14 protein-coding genes are annotated in these 16,303 nt (G+C 69.7%); 7 read left to right on the top strand and 7 right to left on the bottom strand.

The window, feature by feature from the left end; translation table 11 throughout:
* The first annotated feature begins 73 nt into the window (after positions 1–73).
* The 5 genes from N8I71_RS13890 (at position 74) to N8I71_RS13910 (ending at position 6,337) form a co-directional block, all read left to right on the top strand.
* Positions 74–727 (top strand): protein-L-isoaspartate O-methyltransferase family protein, encoded by a 654-nt coding sequence (locus tag N8I71_RS13890; RefSeq protein WP_262878607.1) that lies wholly within the window; start codon positions 74–76, stop codon positions 725–727.
* A gap of 101 nt (positions 728–828) precedes the next feature.
* Positions 829–2,223, top strand: coding sequence for a TolC family outer membrane protein (locus N8I71_RS13895; RefSeq protein WP_262878608.1), 1,395 nt, complete (start codon positions 829–831; stop codon positions 2,221–2,223).
* 269 nt (positions 2,224–2,492) lie between these two features.
* Complete coding sequence (locus N8I71_RS13900; protein WP_262878609.1) at positions 2,493–4,760, top strand: hypothetical protein; 2,268 nt, start codon at positions 2,493–2,495, stop codon at positions 4,758–4,760.
* A 79-nt stretch (positions 4,761–4,839) separates the two neighbouring features.
* A complete protein-coding gene (locus N8I71_RS13905) occupies positions 4,840–5,697 on the top strand; it encodes a rhomboid family intramembrane serine protease (protein ID WP_262878610.1) in 858 nt (285 codons plus the stop codon).
* Positions 5,698–6,019: 322 nt separating this feature from the next.
* Positions 6,020–6,337, top strand: coding sequence for a DUF6280 family protein (locus tag N8I71_RS13910; RefSeq protein ID WP_262878611.1), 318 nt, complete (start codon positions 6,020–6,022; stop codon positions 6,335–6,337).
* A gap of 58 nt (positions 6,338–6,395) precedes the next feature.
* Here the strand turns inward: N8I71_RS13910 and N8I71_RS13915 are convergent, their stop codons facing one another.
* Positions 6,396–7,268, bottom strand: a complete 873-nt coding sequence (locus N8I71_RS13915) for a LysR family transcriptional regulator (RefSeq protein WP_262878612.1) — start codon at positions 7,266–7,268, stop codon at positions 6,396–6,398.
* Between the two features lie 100 nt (positions 7,269–7,368).
* Here N8I71_RS13915 and N8I71_RS13920 point away from each other — a divergent pair, with 100 nt between their 5' ends.
* The gene (locus N8I71_RS13920; protein WP_262878614.1) at positions 7,369–8,913 is read left to right on the top strand and encodes a proton-conducting transporter transmembrane domain-containing protein; all 1,545 of its coding nucleotides are present in this window, start codon (positions 7,369–7,371) and stop codon (positions 8,911–8,913) included.
* 19 nt (positions 8,914–8,932) lie between these two features.
* A complete protein-coding gene (locus N8I71_RS13925) occupies positions 8,933–11,374 on the top strand; it encodes a YbcC family protein (protein WP_262878615.1) in 2,442 nt (813 codons plus the stop codon).
* On the opposite strand, the gene N8I71_RS13930 is transcribed toward N8I71_RS13925, so the two are convergent.
* The 6 genes from N8I71_RS13930 to N8I71_RS13955 are packed head-to-tail and all read right to left on the bottom strand — an operon-like array spanning position 11,302 to position 16,303.
* Positions 11,302–11,826: a hydrogenase maturation protease gene (locus N8I71_RS13930; protein WP_262878616.1), complete on the bottom strand. Its 525-nt coding sequence runs from the start codon at positions 11,824–11,826 to the stop codon at positions 11,302–11,304. The two genes, N8I71_RS13925 and N8I71_RS13930, sit on opposite strands and share 73 nt — an antisense overlap.
* Before the next feature lie 4 nt (positions 11,827–11,830).
* The gene (locus N8I71_RS13935; RefSeq protein WP_262878617.1) at positions 11,831–13,123 is read right to left on the bottom strand and encodes a Ni/Fe hydrogenase subunit alpha; all 1,293 of its coding nucleotides are present in this window, start codon (positions 13,121–13,123) and stop codon (positions 11,831–11,833) included.
* Positions 13,116–13,892 carry an NADH-quinone oxidoreductase subunit B family protein gene (locus N8I71_RS13940; protein ID WP_262878618.1) on the bottom strand — a complete coding sequence of 259 codons (777 nt, stop codon included), beginning with the start codon at positions 13,890–13,892 and terminating at the stop codon, positions 13,116–13,118. The genes N8I71_RS13935 and N8I71_RS13940 overlap by 8 nt, the downstream gene beginning before the upstream one ends.
* Positions 13,892–14,719, bottom strand: a complete 828-nt coding sequence (locus N8I71_RS13945) for an FAD/NAD(P)-binding protein (protein ID WP_262878619.1) — start codon at positions 14,717–14,719, stop codon at positions 13,892–13,894. Before N8I71_RS13945 ends, N8I71_RS13940 begins: the two co-directional genes overlap by 1 nt.
* Positions 14,703–15,170: a cyclic nucleotide-binding domain-containing protein gene (locus N8I71_RS13950; protein ID WP_262878620.1), complete on the bottom strand. Its 468-nt coding sequence runs from the start codon at positions 15,168–15,170 to the stop codon at positions 14,703–14,705. Before N8I71_RS13950 ends, N8I71_RS13945 begins: the two co-directional genes overlap by 17 nt.
* Positions 15,167–16,303, bottom strand: coding sequence for a 4Fe-4S dicluster domain-containing protein (locus tag N8I71_RS13955; RefSeq protein ID WP_262878622.1), 1,137 nt, complete (start codon positions 16,301–16,303; stop codon positions 15,167–15,169). Before N8I71_RS13955 ends, N8I71_RS13950 begins: the two co-directional genes overlap by 4 nt.

The raw sequence follows: 16,303 nt of genomic DNA on the forward strand, positions 1-16,303 counted from the left end.
CGCCGCAGTTGCGCGGTCGTCGGACCTGTGCCAAGAAGCCCAAGACAAGAACTAGACGAACCGGTTCAGTTTCATGGCGGATTTCGCGAGACAGCGGCTGACGATGGTCGACACGCAGGTGCGGCCCTCCGATGTCACCAAATTCCCAATCATCGACGCCATGCTTGCGGTCCCGCGCGAGGACTTCGTGCCGTCCGCCCGGCGCGACCTCGCCTATGTCGGCGGCCCGATCGAGATTGCTCCCGGACGGACGCTGCTCGACGCGCGGACCATCGCGAAGATGCTCGATGCGGCGGACCTCGAACCCGGTGACGCCGTCCTCGAGATCGGCTGCGGACTGGGCTACACCACCGCCCTGCTGGCCCACATGGTCGAAGCTGTCGTCGCGGTCGAGGAGGACGAAGCCCTCGCCGCCGAGGCCGAGACCGTTCTCGGCGCCCACGGTTGCGACAATGCTGCGGTGGTGACCGGCGCGATGAACGAGGGTCATGCCAAGGCGGGCCCTTATGACGCTATCATGATCTTCGGCGGCGTGGAGGAGTTTCCGCCCGCCTTGGCCGACCAGCTCAAGGAAGGCGGACGGATCGTCGCCGTGTTCATGGACGGCGCTTATGGCGAGGTGCGCGCGGGCCTCAAATCCGACGGTCGGATGAACTGGCGGATGGCCTTCAATGCCACCGCCGAGGTGCTGCCGGGTTTCGCGCGCGCGCCGAGCTTCACGTTCTGAGCCGCCTGGCCCGGCCATGTGCCGGGACTGGCGAGGTCATCCCAGCTGCTCTTGATGGATGGCCGGACAAACGGGATCGCAATCGCCTCGGGGGGGTGTGCATGTCTGGAACGATCGGTGGATTTGCACGCGCGGCGACGCTGTGCGGGGTCGTTGCGCTCGGTCTTTTCGCGGCGCCCGCCGTCGCGCGGGCCGACACGCTGCGCAGTGCCATGGCCGACGCCTACGTGCACTCTCCGCTGCTCGAGCAGAACCGCTATCTCCTTCGCATCGAGGACGAGGGCGTGGCCCAGGCCGTGGCGCAGCTGCGCCCGACGCTGTCCTTCGTGACCTCGGTCGACCGCGATATCGTTAACGACACGACCACCGGCACGGCCAACCTCGTGGCCGAATGGGTGCTCTATGCCGGCGGGTCGCGCCGCCTGAGCCTCGAGGCTGCGCGCGAGACCGTGCTGGCCGCGCGGCAGGGCCTCGTCTCGGTCGAGAGCCAGGTGCTGTTCGACGCGGTCACGGCCTACCTCAATGTCTGGCGCGACATGCAGGTGGTGAACGTGCGCGAGGCGAACGTCCGCGTCGTCACCCAGCAACTTCGCGCCGCCCGCGACCGTTTCGAGGTCGGCGAGGATACGCGCACCGACGTGGCCCAGGCCGAGGCGCGGCTCGCCGAGGCGCGTTCGGCGCTCGCCGCCTCGCAGGGCCAGCTCGAGATCAGCCGCGAACTCTTCGCGCTCGCCGTCGGGCGCCATCCGGGCGCCTTGTCGGGGCCGGGCGCTCTTCCAGGGCTGCCGCGCTCCGAGGCCGAAGCCGACGCGCTTGCGCGGCAGAACACACCCTCGATCCGCCGGCTTCAGCACGAGGTCGCCGCCGCCGAACTGGCGGTGCAGGGCGCGCGCGCGGCCTACCGGCCGACGATCACGCTCGACGGTCGGGTGGGCAACACGTTCGAATCCCCCTTTCCGGGCGGGGAGGGCGAGAGCGGCTCCATCGGCATCACGCTTTCTCAGCCGATCTATCGCGGCGGACAGCTCGCATCGCTCGAGCGCCAGGCGCTGGCACAGGCCGCCGCCGTCCGCGCGGCGCTGAACCTGCAGACGCTCGTCAACGTCCAGACCATGGGCGATGCCTGGGCGCGGCTCCGCATTGCCAACGCGCAGATCCAGGCCGCCGATCAGGGCATCGCAGCCGCCGAGCTTGCCTTCGAGGGGGTGCGCGAGGAGGCGTCGCTCGGCGCGCGGACCACGCTCGACGTGCTCGATGCCGAGCAGGACGTTCTGAACGCTCGCATCAGCCGGATCGAGGCGCAGACCAATCTCTATCTCGCGGCCTACTCGATTCTCTCCGCGGGCGGTCTCATGACGGTGGAGCATCTCGATCTCGACGTGCCCGGATATGACCCTTCGGCATATTCCGACCTCGTGTCGGGCGCGCCCGCCCGTGTCCCGAGTGCACAGGGCGAAAGGCTCGACCGTATCCTCGGGCGGACCGGGCGCGACTGATCCCGCAGGGCCGCTGCCCCGGGATCGGTATCGGGGCGCGGGGCAAGCCCCGGTTTAAGGTGAAGTTTTATGCGAGCTTTCCGTGAAGCGCGGCCGCAATCCGTTGTGCCGCGAGCGCCCTGCCGTTATCCTGCGCCGAGTCCGGGACAGGCGCAGCCGTCCCGCTGGGTAGGGGCTACACAGTCCGTGCATTGCGCGGGCGTCGTTTGAATTAGGGCCGGGCAGGGCCCGATTGAGGAGTGAGCGCTATGCCCGATCCGGTGAAATCCATGGGTGATATCGACGACGTCCTGTCGTCCATCCGCAGGCTCGTGGCCGATCAGCCGACCGCCTCTCAACGCAATCCGATGCGGACCGAGTCGGCCTCTGCCGCTGCCGATGGCAAGCTCGTCCTGACGCCGTCGTTGCGGGTGACCGACCCTGACGCGGCCTGGCCCGCGGGTCTGAGAACCGCCGAGCACAAGCCGCGAGAGGAAGAAGCCGTGGCCGTCGCGCCCGCCGAGGCGGCGCAGATGCCGGAGGATGACACCCTCGGCACCGAAGCGCCCGTCGACACCGGCGTCGAGCCCACGGACGCCCAAGCTGCTGCGGTCGAGGAGGAGGGCGCCACCGCCGCCGAGGAGCACGCGGAACTCCCCCAGGCCGCCCCCGTGACGGAAGAGCCGGTCTCCGACTTCTCCGAAGTCGAGCAGGCATTTGATGCCGCCGAGGAGGTTGCTGCGGCCCAGATGGAGGCGCAGCCGGAAGCCGGATCGACCGAAGAGGAAACCGCAACGCTGCATCTGTCCGATGCAGACACCCTCGAAGACACGATCGCCGAGGATGGCGTCCCGACCGCCGATGCCGAGCCGGAAGCCGGCGACCTCGTGGCCGAAACCGAATGGGCCGAGGAGGCGGACACCGCAATCTCCGAGGCCGTCGAAGAGGAATCCACGGTCGCCGCCGCCGTCGAAGAGGCCGTTGACACCGCCCAAGCGGCAGAGGCCGGTCTGGCCGCCGCTGAGCTGGAAGACAGCGATGACATGACGGCGGAAGGTCCCGCCGACACGTCCGGGGACCTCCCCACCGCGACCGGGCAGGACGGCGATGTCACGGCCGACGAGGATGCGCCGCAATCGCCGCGCGCGGTCGGGGGCGATGGTTGGCGGCCCGAGATGCGGCTCTTCGATTGGGGCCGCACGCCGACCCCCGAGGCCGCCGGGGCGGATATCCCCGCGTCGGTGGAGTTCGAGTCGGACACGGGCGACGCGGGCTGGCCGGATGCCGGTGCCAGGCGGGCGCTGCTCGACCTGGCCGCGGTCCGCGAGGCGGCTTCGTCCGCACCTGCCGAGGTCGGGGAAGCGGCCAACGACGCCCCCGAGCCCGCCGTCGAGCGGGCCGCACCGGCGTCACCCTACACGCCCATGTTCTCGCGCCGTGCCTCCGACCTCGCTCCCGTCAACGACGAGGGGGACGAGGCTCTGGCAGGCGCCGATGCCGCGCCGAACGTCGAGATCCCCGAAACCGCGGAGCACACCGCGGCAGAGGCTACAGCAGTCAGCCACGCGGAGGCCGAGGGTGACGCCGTTCAAACGGCCCTGCAGGAATTCGGCCTCTCGGGTGCCACGGATCCATCCGAGGCCGCCACCGGATCGGAGGCCGGGGATCTGACGGCCGAGGACGCTGCTCGCATTTCCGCAGATGCAGCCGAACCCGGTCTCGACTGGGCTGAGGTCGAGCCCGCCTCCTTCGAGGCCGTTTTGCCAGAGGCGGACCTCGCGGCAGAGGCCTGGGATGTCGGTTTCGAGAGCGACGAGCCCTCGACTTCGATGCCCGAGACGGCAGCCTCGGACGCGGGTTTCGAGCTCAACCTCGATGGCATGGACATCGCCGGCGAAGCCGACACCGCGCTTTCGGCGGAACTGACCGGAACCGACCTCGCCCTGGATGTCGACACGGCATCCGAAGAGGCGCTGGAGGGCACCGGCGACGAAGGCGATATGGCCGACCGCGAAGCCGCCGCCTTCGCGGAAATTGACCTTTCCGATGCCGATGACACGGAGGAGCGGCAACTGGACGAGACCGGCCATGCCGATCCGTTCGGCCCGGACGCGACCTCTTCCGCGGACGATGTGTCCGGCGAGGCCGCCGATCCCGCCACCTTTGGCCCGAACGAGGCAGCAGCCGTTTCCCCGCTTGGGGAGGCCGCCGCTTCGTTCGCGGAAAACAGCCCCGAGCCGCCCCTCTCGTTTCGGCGCCACGAAGACCGCCCGGACAACGCGATGCTGGTCTCGGCTCTCGCCGGTGCCGCCCTTGGCGGGAGCATTTCCGAAGCCACGCCCCGCATCATCGGCATGTCGGCTGCACGCGCCGCCGAGCACGAGACGGGCGGCGCCCAGGAAGAGGGAATCCTCGACGAGGAAACGCTTCGCCGCATCGTCGCCGATGTGGTCCGGCAGGAACTCCAGGGTGCCCTGGGCGAGCGCATTACGCGGAACGTCCGCAAACTCGTGCGCCGCGAGATCCGCCTGATGCTGGCCGCCGACGAACTCGACTGACGCCCCCGGGGGCGTCAGGGGCGCCCCCGTCAACCGCACCTGTCCTTGACATGCGGGGGCGGGCCACCAGCTTCGGTTCATGTTCCCGATCCGCGATCACAACCCGTCCGACCGCACGCCCTTTGTCACCTGGGCGCTGATCGCCGTGAATGTGGTCGTGTTCCTCAGCTACTTTCCCGCGCTCGCGGGCAACGAGGCGCGACTGCTCGCCTTCTACGACACGTGGGCGCTGGTGCCCGCCGAGGCGGTCAAGGGCGGCGAGGCCCATACCATCCTGACGTCCATGTTCCTGCATGGCGGCTGGATGCACCTGATCGGCAACATGCTTTTCCTCTACATCTTCGGCGATAACATGGAGGATCTGCTGGGGCATCTCGGCTTCCTGCTGTTCTACCTCGCCTCGGGTGTCGCGGCCGCGGGAGGGCAGATCCTGGCCGATCCGTCCTCATCGATCCCGATGGTGGGGGCCTCCGGTGCGATCGCGGGCGTGATGGGGGGCTATCTCCTGATGTTCCCGCGGGCGCGGATCGACGTCCTCGTCATCATCGTCTTTCTCATCAAGATCTTCACCATCCCGGCATGGCTGATGCTGGGCATCTGGTTCGGTCTGCAGCTTGTGAACGGACTGGCGATGGATGTCGCGGGCGGCGGTGTGGCCTACTGGGCCCATGCCGGCGGCTTCATTGCCGGGGTCCTGCTCGTGCTCCCGGTATTCCTGCGACGCGGCGGGCCGGACTACTGGGCGCGCACCCACGGCAAGCCCCCCCATGACGAGGTCGAATACGTGCTGTCTCGCGGTCGGCGGAGTCCGATCCCGTCTGTCAGTCGCGTGCGTTCGGTCCGCCAGGCGGAACGTCCCCTCTCCGATCTCAGCCGCGTCCCGCGCGCGGGCGGTCGGCGCGGATCGCGAGGGCCATGGACCGGCGGGCGCGACTGAGACCTGGCGGATCGATGCCGCGCCGCGAGACGGCCGCAGATCCAGTGCCACCGATTCGACGACGCGCAAAATCGGGGACGAGTCGAGCGGAGGAGTTGCTCCGGATGTGGCAAAATCTTGACAAAAGCTTGTTTGCGCCGTGACCCAACCTAGATATGGGGCTGGATTGGCGAAAGAGACACCTGCCCTCGTGCGAAATCCCGCCGAGCCATGCGCCCAGAGAATACCACACCTGCAAAAAACGCATCACAGTTCTGCATGGAAATTGGGCATAAGGGGCGCCACGCCAAAAATTGCAAGAGCAAGATCAAAGGACGACGAAATGCGAGATTTCGTTGATGGCACCGCCTTCAACTTCGAACAGGGTCAGCGCGCGCGGAAGCTTTTCGCGGCGGTGGTTCTGGCTGCGCTCGACGACGCGATCGCGGATGACAAGAAATACGGCAACGGCCCCGAGCAGATCGCCCGCTGGGCGCGTTCTCGTGACGGTCGCGAAGTGCTGAGCTGTGCGGGCATCGACCCGAACGAGCGGGTGGTTCAGGGCCTGATGCGGTTCGTCGCCGCCGGCGTGCGGACTTCCGTGGCGCTCAGCCGCGAGGAAAGCGAGCGTCGCAGCCAGGCCGAGGCGGAAGCCGCCTGAGCAACTGAAGACCATGCTGCCAAAGAAGACGCGCCCGAGGGCGCGTTTTTTTTGGCTGTCACTCCATCGACAGGACCCGCGCCAACGCGGGGTTGGGAAAACGCCGGGGCAGGGTGATGGCCCAGAAGGCCTCGTGCAGGTCAGGCAGCGGCAGCGCCTCGATCAGGAGCCCGCTTTCCAGTTCGTCCTGCACGACGATCGGCGGCACGAGGCCTAGCCCCGCATCCTCGCGCACCAGAAGTCGCAGCATCGCCATGTCGTCGGCTTCGGCCGCGATGCGCGGGCTCAGGCCCTCACGCGCCATCAACCGGTCGAAATCCGCGCGCAGCGCGCTTCCCTCGGCCGGCAGGACGAGCGGTGCGGCCGAGATCAGCGCGGCGAGATCGGCGTCCTTGGGGATTCGGTGGGCGTGGCCGACAAGGCCGACAGGCTGATCGTCGATCCGGTGTTCCCGCCAAGGTGTCGCCGCGTCGTGGCGCGGGGGCGCGTTGGTCAGCACCACGTCGAGGCGTAGAGCCTCAAGTTCCGCCAGAAGCTCTCCGATCGATCCCGAGCGCAGGACGACGGACACCTCCGGGTCCTGCACCAGGGGACGCAGGAGGTTCAGCTGGAAGTTCCGTGAAAGCGTGGCGAGTGCGCCGACCCGCAGCACCGCCTGCGCGCCCGACCGTCCGGCCAGTGTCTCGACCAGTTCGTCCCCAGCCGCGAAGGCCCGTTCGGCGCAGTCGTAGGCGATCCGCCCCGCTTCGGTCAGGGCCATCGTCCGGCCGCGCCGCTCGAAGAGCGCGTGCCCGAGGCGCGCTTCCAATGCCTTGATCTGGGTCGAGACCGCCGACTGGGCGACGCCAAGCTTCTCGGCCGCCCGTGTCAGGTTCCCCTCGGCGGCGACGGCACGGAAGGCCCGGAGATGGGTGTAGTTGAGAAGGCTCATGCGTTCTTTATAAACGAACGAAAGCCTCGGAACAATATATTTCACTTGAGTGCGGGCGAAGGCTACCTCTCTCGAAACGTGCCGTTTGACGGAGGTCGCCATGTCCATGCTCGCCTATCTTCTGCCGCTGACGCTGTTCGCTGCGGCGATCGTCTGCTTCACCGGACCGGGCCTGCGCCCGCGCCGGAGCCTCGCCATCGTGGAGGGTGCCGCGCTCGCCGTGCTCGCCGGCGCGGTGATCTTCGGGACAATGGCCGCCACCTACGGCGCCGCCGGCTCCGCGCTGATCGGCGCGAACGGGATAGGCCTCCAGATCCGCGTCGACGCGGTCTCGGCGGTCATGGTCCTGCTGGTTTCCTTCATCGGCTGGGTCGTCATCCGCTATGCACGCACCTACATGGACGGCGACGCGCGGCAGGGCACCTTCATGGGCCGCCTCGCGCTGACGCTCGGCTTTGTCCTGTTGCTCGTCACCTCAGGCAATGTCGGCCAGCTGGTCCTCGCCTGGATCGGCACGAGCCTGTCGATGCACAGGCTGCTCCTGTTCTACGGCGATCGTCCCGTGGCGCGGCTTGCGGCCGGCAAGAAGTTCCTCTTCGCCCGGATCGGCGACGTGTTCCTGATCTCCGCCGCCGTTCTGCTGGTACAGGGCTTCGGAACCGGCGAGATCGCTGCCATGTCCGCCGCACTCGACGAAGGTTTGGTGCCCCAAGGCACGGGCTGGGCGGCTTTCTGCATCGCGATGGCGGCACTTCTGAAGTCGGCGCAGTTCCCGACCCACGGCTGGCTGACCGAGGTGATGGACGCCCCCACGCCGGTCTCGGCGCTGCTCCATGCCGGCGTCATCAACGCGGGCGGTTTCCTCGTGATCCGCTTCTCGGACATCTTCCTTGCCGCGCCCGGTTTCGCCATGGCCCTCCTGGCCGTGGTCGGCGGCCTGACGGCGGCGCTGGCCTCGCTCGTCATGCTGACCCAGACCGCCGTGAAGTCCGCGCTCGCCTGGAGCACCGCGGCGCAGATGGGCTTCATGCTGCTGCAATGCGGGCTCGGGGCCTTCCCGGCGGCGCTCCTGCACATCGTCGCGCATTCCCTCTACAAGGCGCATGCCTTCCTCGGCTCGGGGTCCGTCGTCGATCTCGCGCGGGCCAAGCTCGGCCATCGCCTGTCCCCGGTGCGCCCACGGGACGCGGTCCTGTCGCTCGCGGTCGCGCTCTGCGCCGTCGGGCTGACCGGCTGGGCCTTCGGTGTGACCCTCGAGACCAAGCCCGCCCTCGTCGTGCTGGCCGCCATCCTCGTGCTGGGATTGGCTCAGCTGGTGGCGCTCTCGATGGGGCAGGGCGCGCGCGGTCCGCTCGTGATCCGGGCGAGCCTCGTCTCCTTCGGTCTCTCCGCGGTCTATTTTGCCCTGCAGCTCGGCGCCGAGACGCTGACGGCCGGCACGCTGCCCGAGACCGGCTCCGTCGGCCCCATGTTGCAGGTCGTGATGGGGATGATCCTCGCGCTCTTCGTCGCCACCGCGGCGGTGCAGATCCTTGCGCCGGTGCGCCTTGCCGAAGGGCGCTGGCGCCCGCTCGTCACGCATCTGCGCCAGGGGCTCTACGTGACGCCCGTTCTGAACCGCCTTCTGGCTCCCAAGCTCGCCTGATCCCCGGAGGACCCAAGCCATGACCCTGATGACCCAAGTCGATGCTGCCGTCACCGAGGACGAGGCGCTTGCCGCCGCTGACCAGGCCGGCCGCCTGATCGCCCCGCTCTGGCCGCTCTCGTCCTTCGTCGCGGTGAACCCGTTTCTCGGCTTCGCGGAACGCGATTTCGAGGCCGCGATGGTCGATGTCGCGCGCCTCGCCGGCGCCAGGATGACCCAGGGCCCCGGCGCCTATGCCGAGGCGATCGCCACCGGGCGCATTGCGCCCGATGATCTCGATGCCGCCGCGTCGCTGCATCCGGGTGTCGCCGCAAGCGGTGCCGCCTTGGCCGAGGCGGCGCGCGGCGCGGCCGATATCGCGCCCAAGGCGCTTCCCACCCTGGCGGATCTTGCGGGGGAGGCCACGGGCGAGGCCTGGCCGCAGCGCATCGCGGGCCATGTCTGCGACTACGCGGCCCAGCACTTCGACGCGGGCCAGGGGGCCTGGTCGGCCGCGCGCGGCGACCTCGGCCTGTGGCAGGCCTGGCGCCTCGACGCGGGGCACGACCTCGGACTTGCCGCCCTCGGACTGCAGGGGGCCTCGAAGCGGATCGCGGCGCTGCCGGATGCGCCCGGCGCAGCGCTCGCGGCGCTGGCCGCATCGCTCGACCTGTCGGGCCCCGCGCTCGAAAGCTGGTTCGCGCGGCTTCTCTATACCGTTCAGGGCTGGGCCGGCCACGCGCGCTACCGCCTCTGGCAGGCCGAGCTTGCCGGCGGCACGGATCCGGTGCTGACCGATCTCCTCGCCATCCGCGCGGTCTGCGACTGGTTGCTGGTCGACAAGGTTCCGTCCACGGCCTGGGAGAGCGCGAAGGCCGCACATGCCAACCCGCCGTCCCCCGGCGACAACGAGGCGCTTCTGGCCGCGCTGCAGACGGCCTACGAAGCCGGCTGGCGGCGGCATGTCTTTGCCGCGCTGGGCAAGGGCGAGGCCGGGACCGGCAGGCCCCCGGTTCAGGCGGCGTTCTGCATCGACGTTCGGTCGGAGGTCTTCCGCCGCGCGCTGGAGACCGCAATGCCCGGCGCCGAGACGCTGGGCTTCGCGGGGTTCTTCGGCGCGGCCGTGTCCTACCGGCCGCTCGGCGCCGCGTCCGAGACCGCGCGTTGCCCCGTTCTGCTTTCGCCGTCGGGCTGTGCCCATGACGAGGGGCCGGACGCGCTGGCCGCGACGCGGGCGGGTCGCATCGCCGCGACATCGGTCTGGTCGCGCTTCAAGCAGGCGGCGGTGTCGAGCTTCGGATATGTCGAGACCATGGGCCTCACCTATGCCGCACGGCTCGCGGCGCAGAGCCTCAAGGCCACGACCGCCCTCGCTCCGCGCCATCCCGGTCTGAAGACGGAAGAGGCGGCGCTTCTCGCCCCCTCGCTCGACGTGATCCCGCAAGACGCCCGGGTCGCAACAGCGGCGACCATCCTAAAGGCCATGTCGCTGACCGGTCCCTTCGCGCGGATCGTCGTCCTCGCGGGCCATGGCGGCACGTCGCAGAACAACCCGCATAATGCCGGTCTCGATTGCGGGGCCTGCGGCGGGCACGACGGCGAAGTGAACGCGCGCCTCGTGGCGCGGCTCCTGAACGACCCGGAGGTGCGCAAGGGCCTTCCGGCGGAGGGGATCGATGTGCCCGCGGACACCGTCTTCCTGCCCGCGCTCCACGACACCACGACCGACGAGGTGACGCTCTACGACACCGCGCGGTGGAAGGAGACGCATGGCGAGGACCTCAAGGCGCTTCGCGATGCGCTGGCTGAGGCTGGGAAGATCGCCCGGAGCGAGCGGGCGATGCTTCTGAACCTCGATCCGGACGTGCAGGTGGACGAGGCCGTTCAGGCCCGCGCGCGCGACTGGTCGCAGACCCGGCCCGAATGGGCGCTGGCCGGGTGCGCGGCGTTCATCGTCGCCCCGCGCCACCGGACGCAAGGGGTCGACCTCGGCGGCCGCGCCTTCCTGCACAGCTACGGCTGGAAAGCGGATGCCGCGAACGGCTACCCGGTGCTCGAGCTGATCCTGACCGCGCCGCTGATCGTGGCGAGCTGGATCAACCTGCAATACTACGGGTCGACCGTGGACAACGCCGTGTTCGGCGCGGGCAACAAGGTCCTGCACAACGTCTCGGGGTTCACCGGCGTTATCGAGGGCTCGTCGGGCGATCTTCGTCCGGGCCTGCCGTGGCAGTCCGTCCATGACGGGGAGCGTTTCATCCACGAGCCGATGCGCCTTGCCGCGATCGTCGAGGCCCCGGCCGAGGCGATGTCCGACATCATCGGCAGGCACGAGGGGCTGGCGGCGCTGCTCGACAATTCCTGGTTGCATCTCTTCCGGATGGACGAGACGGGCGCGGTGGCCGAGCGCTATGTCCCGGGCGGTGGCTGGGCCCCGCTCACGGAGCCGGAGGACACCGCGCGCGTTGCCCGCGTCGCCTGACCCGAGGGGGGCGGTGTCGCCCCCCTTCCGATTTGGCGGATGACCCGTTCGGCCAGCGTGTCGACGGCGTCTGCCACGTCCGGGGACAACCCGCTGCCATGGTCGAACCCGGCGGCTTCCACGGCAAGCAGGCGGCATTTGGGGGGCAGGCCATAGAGCCCACGCACCAGGTCGACCGCATCCAGGAGCGGCATGCCGTGGCTTGCCCGCCGCGCCGCCGGGGGGCTCGCCATCGTCAGGTCGTAGTCCCGCAGGCTTCCCGGTCGCTCGCCGGACCTGCACGCATCGACGAGGATGGCCACCCTGCGCCCCGCAAGGGCCGAGTGGAGGTCGCCCGGATCGGGCCGCAGGTGCAGAAGGTCCGCCATGGCCCCAAGCTCGGCCAGCCTGTCGAGGAGGGCCGGCCCCGCCCCGTCGTCGCCCCGGTCGCGCCGCCCGACAGCGATGACCACCGCATCATGCATCGAGGAAGCGCAGGTCTAGGAAATGCGTCGCGCAGGAAATGCAGGGATCGTAGTTGCGGATCGCCTGCTCGGCGAGATGCGTGATCTCCGCCTCGCTCCGCCCGGCAAGCGAGGGCAGGAAGGCGCGCAGGTCCGCCTCGATGGCGGGCTGGTTCTGCGAGGTCGGGGGCACGATCTGCGCGTGGGTGATGAGCCCGTCGCCGTCGATCTCATAGCGGTGAAACAGCGTGCCGCGCGGGGCCTCCGTCGCGGCAGCCCCCACGCCCGCGCGCGGCTCAACCGGCGCGGCGGAACGCTCGCCGGGCTGGTAGGCCTCGATCAGGCGCACAGCCTCCTCCAGCGCGTGCAGCGTCTCGACCATCCGCATGGTTATCGTGCGGAACGGGTTGCGGCAGTCGGGACCGAGGCCCGCGCGTCCCGCCGCCTCCCGCGCGCCTTCGGAGAGCCGCCCGAAGTTCAGCGCAAGCCGCGCCATCGGCCCGACGAGGTATTCGCCGCCCTCCCGGTCCCGCGCCTGAAGCGCGTTGGAATGCGGCACCTGGAATTCCTCGAAATGATCGCGCCAGGCATCGTTGGCGCAGTCGAGCCCGGCGGTGGACCTCAGCCGTCCCTCGTTCATCGGGTATTCGTCGGGATGCCAGAGGCTCACCAGCGTGTAGTCCCGGGCGTGGTCGGGGATGTCGAGCGAAGCCGTCCAGTCGAGGACGCGAACCGCCTTGGGGATCGCGGCTAGCAGCTCCTCGCGCAGTGCCGCCAGAGCGCGTCGCTCGGGCAGTTTCCAGAAGCCGCCGACGCGCACGTTGATCGGGTGGATCTCCCGCCCGCCGACGACGGAGACGATGCGGTTGCCGGCCTCCTTCACTTCCAGCGCGTCGCGCACCAGCCCCTCGTGGCCCGCTGCCGCAAGCTCGAAGGCGCTGCCGTATCCGAGATAGTCGGGGGCATGCAGGAGGATGGCGTGCAGGACGTGGCTCTCTATCCATTCGCCGCAGTAGAGCAGGCGGCGCACAAGGCGCACGGAGGGATCGATCCCGACCCCGAAGGCGGCCTCCATCGCGTGGACCGCGCTCATCTGGTAGGCGACGGGGCAGATGCCGCAAATCCGCGAGGTGATGTCGGCAGCCTCCTCGTAGCCGCGCCCGCGCAGGAGCGCCTCGAAGAAGCGCGGCGGCTCGAAGATGCGGAACTCGGCGCGCGTGACCTTGTCCCCCCGCATGTCGATCCTGACCGCGCCCTCACCCTCGACGCGCGTCAGGAGGCCGACCTCGATCCGGCGCTCAGTCATCGCCCTGTGCCTCCGCTTCGGCCCGGAACTCGGGCGCGTTGGTGTTGAAGGTTGAGAAGGCCCTCGCGATGCGGGCCGGGCTTTCCCCGAGCGCGCCCAACTGCGCCGAGAGGGATGCGGTGTTCGCCGTCTCCTTTGGCCCGAAACAGCCGTAGCAGCCCCTCGCATAACCGGGACAGAGCGCGCCGCAGCCCGCGTGCGTGACCGGACCGAGGCAGGGTTTCCCCTCGGCCACCATCACGCAGACCTGCCCCGCGAGCTTGCACTCGAGGCAGGTCGCGTGCGGCTCCGTCTGGGGCCGCCGACCCGCGAGAAGCGCCGCGATCAGCTCCAGCAGCTGGTGTTTGGAGATCGGGCAGCCGCGCAACTCATGATCCACCTTCACGTGGTCGGAGATCGCCGTCGCGCTCTCCAGCGTGTGGAGCCATGCGGGCGTCGGGTAAACCATCTTGAGAAACCCCGCCGCGTTGCCGCCGTTTTTCAGGGCCTGGATGCCGCCCGAGGTGGCGCAGGCGCCGATGGTGACGAGTGTCGTCGACCGCGCGCGGATGTCGTGGATGTGCAGCGCCTCGGCCTCGGTGGTCACGGAGCCTTCGACCAGCGCGACGTCGTAGTGGCCGGTATCCTCCGCCGACACGGCTTCGGCGAAATAGGCGATCTCGAGGGCGCCGGCGACGTCCAGCAGCTCGCGTTCGCAGTCCAGAAGGCTCAACTGGCAGCCGTCGCAGGAGGAGAACTTGAAGACGCCGAGGCGCGGGCGAGGGGGCATCAGAGGTCCTCCACCATCATCAGCGGCCGCGCGCGCGCCCAGTCGAGCACGGGACCGTCCCGGCAGAGAAGCACCGGGCCAAGCTGGCAATGGCCGCAAAGGCCCGCGCCGCATTTCATGTTCCGCTCGAGCGACAGGAAGATGTCGCCAGCATCGACGCCCAGTGCCTGAAGCCGCATCGCCGACACGCGCATCATGATTTCCGGCCCGCAGACATAGGCGACCGTCCGGCCCGGCCCCGCGCTGATGAGGTCGGTGACCACGCCGACCCGCCCGGGCCAGCCGGGTGGCGCGTGGTCCACGGTCAGGGCCAGGTCGATGCCCGCGCCGCGCCAATCGTCGTAGTCCTGGAGAAAGCCGAGATCGGCGGGGCTCCGCGCGCCGATCACGAGCCGCACGCGCCGGGCGCGCGCGGTCTCCGCGAAATGCCGGATCACGGGCCGAAGCGGGGCGAGGCCGAGGCCGCCCGCGACGATGGTGACCTGCGCGCCGTCAGCCGCCTCCACGGGCCAGCCCCGCCCGTATGGACCCCGCATCGTGAGTGCGGCGCCCGGTTTCAATGCCGCCAGGCCACGCGAGACGGGGCCCACGGCGCGGATCGTGTGCAGAACCTCGCCCGGCGTCCGCGTGCCGCCGGAGACGCTGATCGGGACCTCGCCGAGACCGGGCAGGCCAAGCATGTTGAACTGCCCCGGCGCGCAGCCCTCCCAGCCGTCCCACGCGATCCGGTGCGTGACGACGTCGGGCGCCTCGGTCCGGCAGGACAGGACCCGTCCGACGCCCGGCAGCATGCCGTCCTGGGGCAGGGGTTCAGCGGGGTGTGCCATAGACATCCAGAAGCTGGAGGCGCGTGCCCTGCAGGCGCTCGACGATGGGCTGCATGAAACGCTTGAGAACGGCATAGCCCACGGCCGGGTCCGCCTCGCACTTGGCCCGCAGGCATGTCGCGTCGATCTCGACCGCGCGGACCTCTTCCAGGGCGGTGGCGTCGTAGCGCCAGACATAGGGCGGGACGAGCCAGGACAGGCCGAGAACATCGTCGGGGCCGACCGTCTGGATGCGCAACCGCCCGCGTCCCGGCGCGACGACGTCGAGGCCCACGTGGCCCGCGCGCAGGAGGTAGAGGTGGTCGAAGCTCGCCCCCTCCCGCGCAAGAACGGTGCCCGGGCGGAACACCCGGTTCGCCGAGCATCCCGCCACGAGGTCGAGGAACGCGGGGTCGAGGCCCGCGAACAGTCGATGCTGGCCGATGACCTCGCCGAGGTCCCTGATCATCATGGCTCCGTCCTCCTGAGGCTTGCCGCCTCCTCGGTGATGTCGATGCCGACCGGGCACCACGCGATGCAGCGCCCGCAGCCGGTGCAGCCCAGTTCGCCGAACTGGTCCTCCCAGGTCGAAAGCTTGTGTGTAAGCCATTGCCGGTAACGCGCGCGGCCGCTCTGTCGCACCGCGCCGCCGTGCAGATGGCTGAAGCCCACGTTGAAGCAGCTATCCCAGCGCTGCTGCCGTTCGGCGTGCGCGCCGGTAAGATCGCTCACCTCCACGGTGGTCGAGCAGAAACAGGTCGGGCAGACCATCGTGCAGTTGGTGCAGTTGAGGCAGCGCGTGGCGACCTCGTCCCAGTGCGGATGTTCGGCGGCGGCGCGGATGTCCCGGGCCAGCCCCTCCGTCTCGATGGCGCGTGTCTGTGCGTCGGCGGCCGCGGCGGCGTTCCACCGCGCCTCGGCAAGGTCGGCCTCCGTCGCCGGAGCGACGTCGAGCGCCTCGAGAAGCGCGGATCCGGCCGCGCTCCCCACCTCGATGAGAAAGCGCGTCTGCGCGCCCGTGCCCAGTTCACTCAGCGCAAGGTCATATCCCGCGTCGGCGCGTGGTCCGCTCCCCATGGAGGCGCAGAAACACGTCTCCGCCGAGACCCGGCAGTTCACCGCGATGATCAGCGTGCCGTTCCGCCGCGCGGCATACCGGGGGTCGGGATGCGCGCCACCGGTCATGACACGGTCGAGGACCCCGATGGCCGCGAGATCGCAGGGCCTGACCCCGAGAAAGGCGAAGCTCGCTTGCGGAAGGGGCGTCGCCTCCACCTCGATCCCGTCGTCGCTCCGCGTCATCGAGTAAAGCGTCTCGCGCGGCGGGTGGAGAAAACGCTTCCAGGGCGTCGGTCCGATCACGTGGTCGAACCACGCCGTGCCGTCCCGTTCCATGCGGTAGTGTCCGGGGCGGCTGTCGATCCGGACGCCGCGCGCGATCTCGGCAGGGTCCTCGATGGCGTCGTAGACGACCGCGCCGTCCCGGGCCACCGGCGCGACAACGCTGCGGCCTTCGGCGAGCAGATGCGCGGCGAGCCGCTCGATGCCGCCGCCGTCCATCACGAAAGCCTCGCCCATGGCCCCGCTCTGTCGCACGTCTGGCAT

Origin of the sequence: Roseicyclus sediminis, assembly GCF_025515305.1 — a bacterium.
Lineage (GTDB): Bacteria > Pseudomonadota > Alphaproteobacteria > Rhodobacterales > Rhodobacteraceae > Roseibacterium > Roseibacterium sediminis.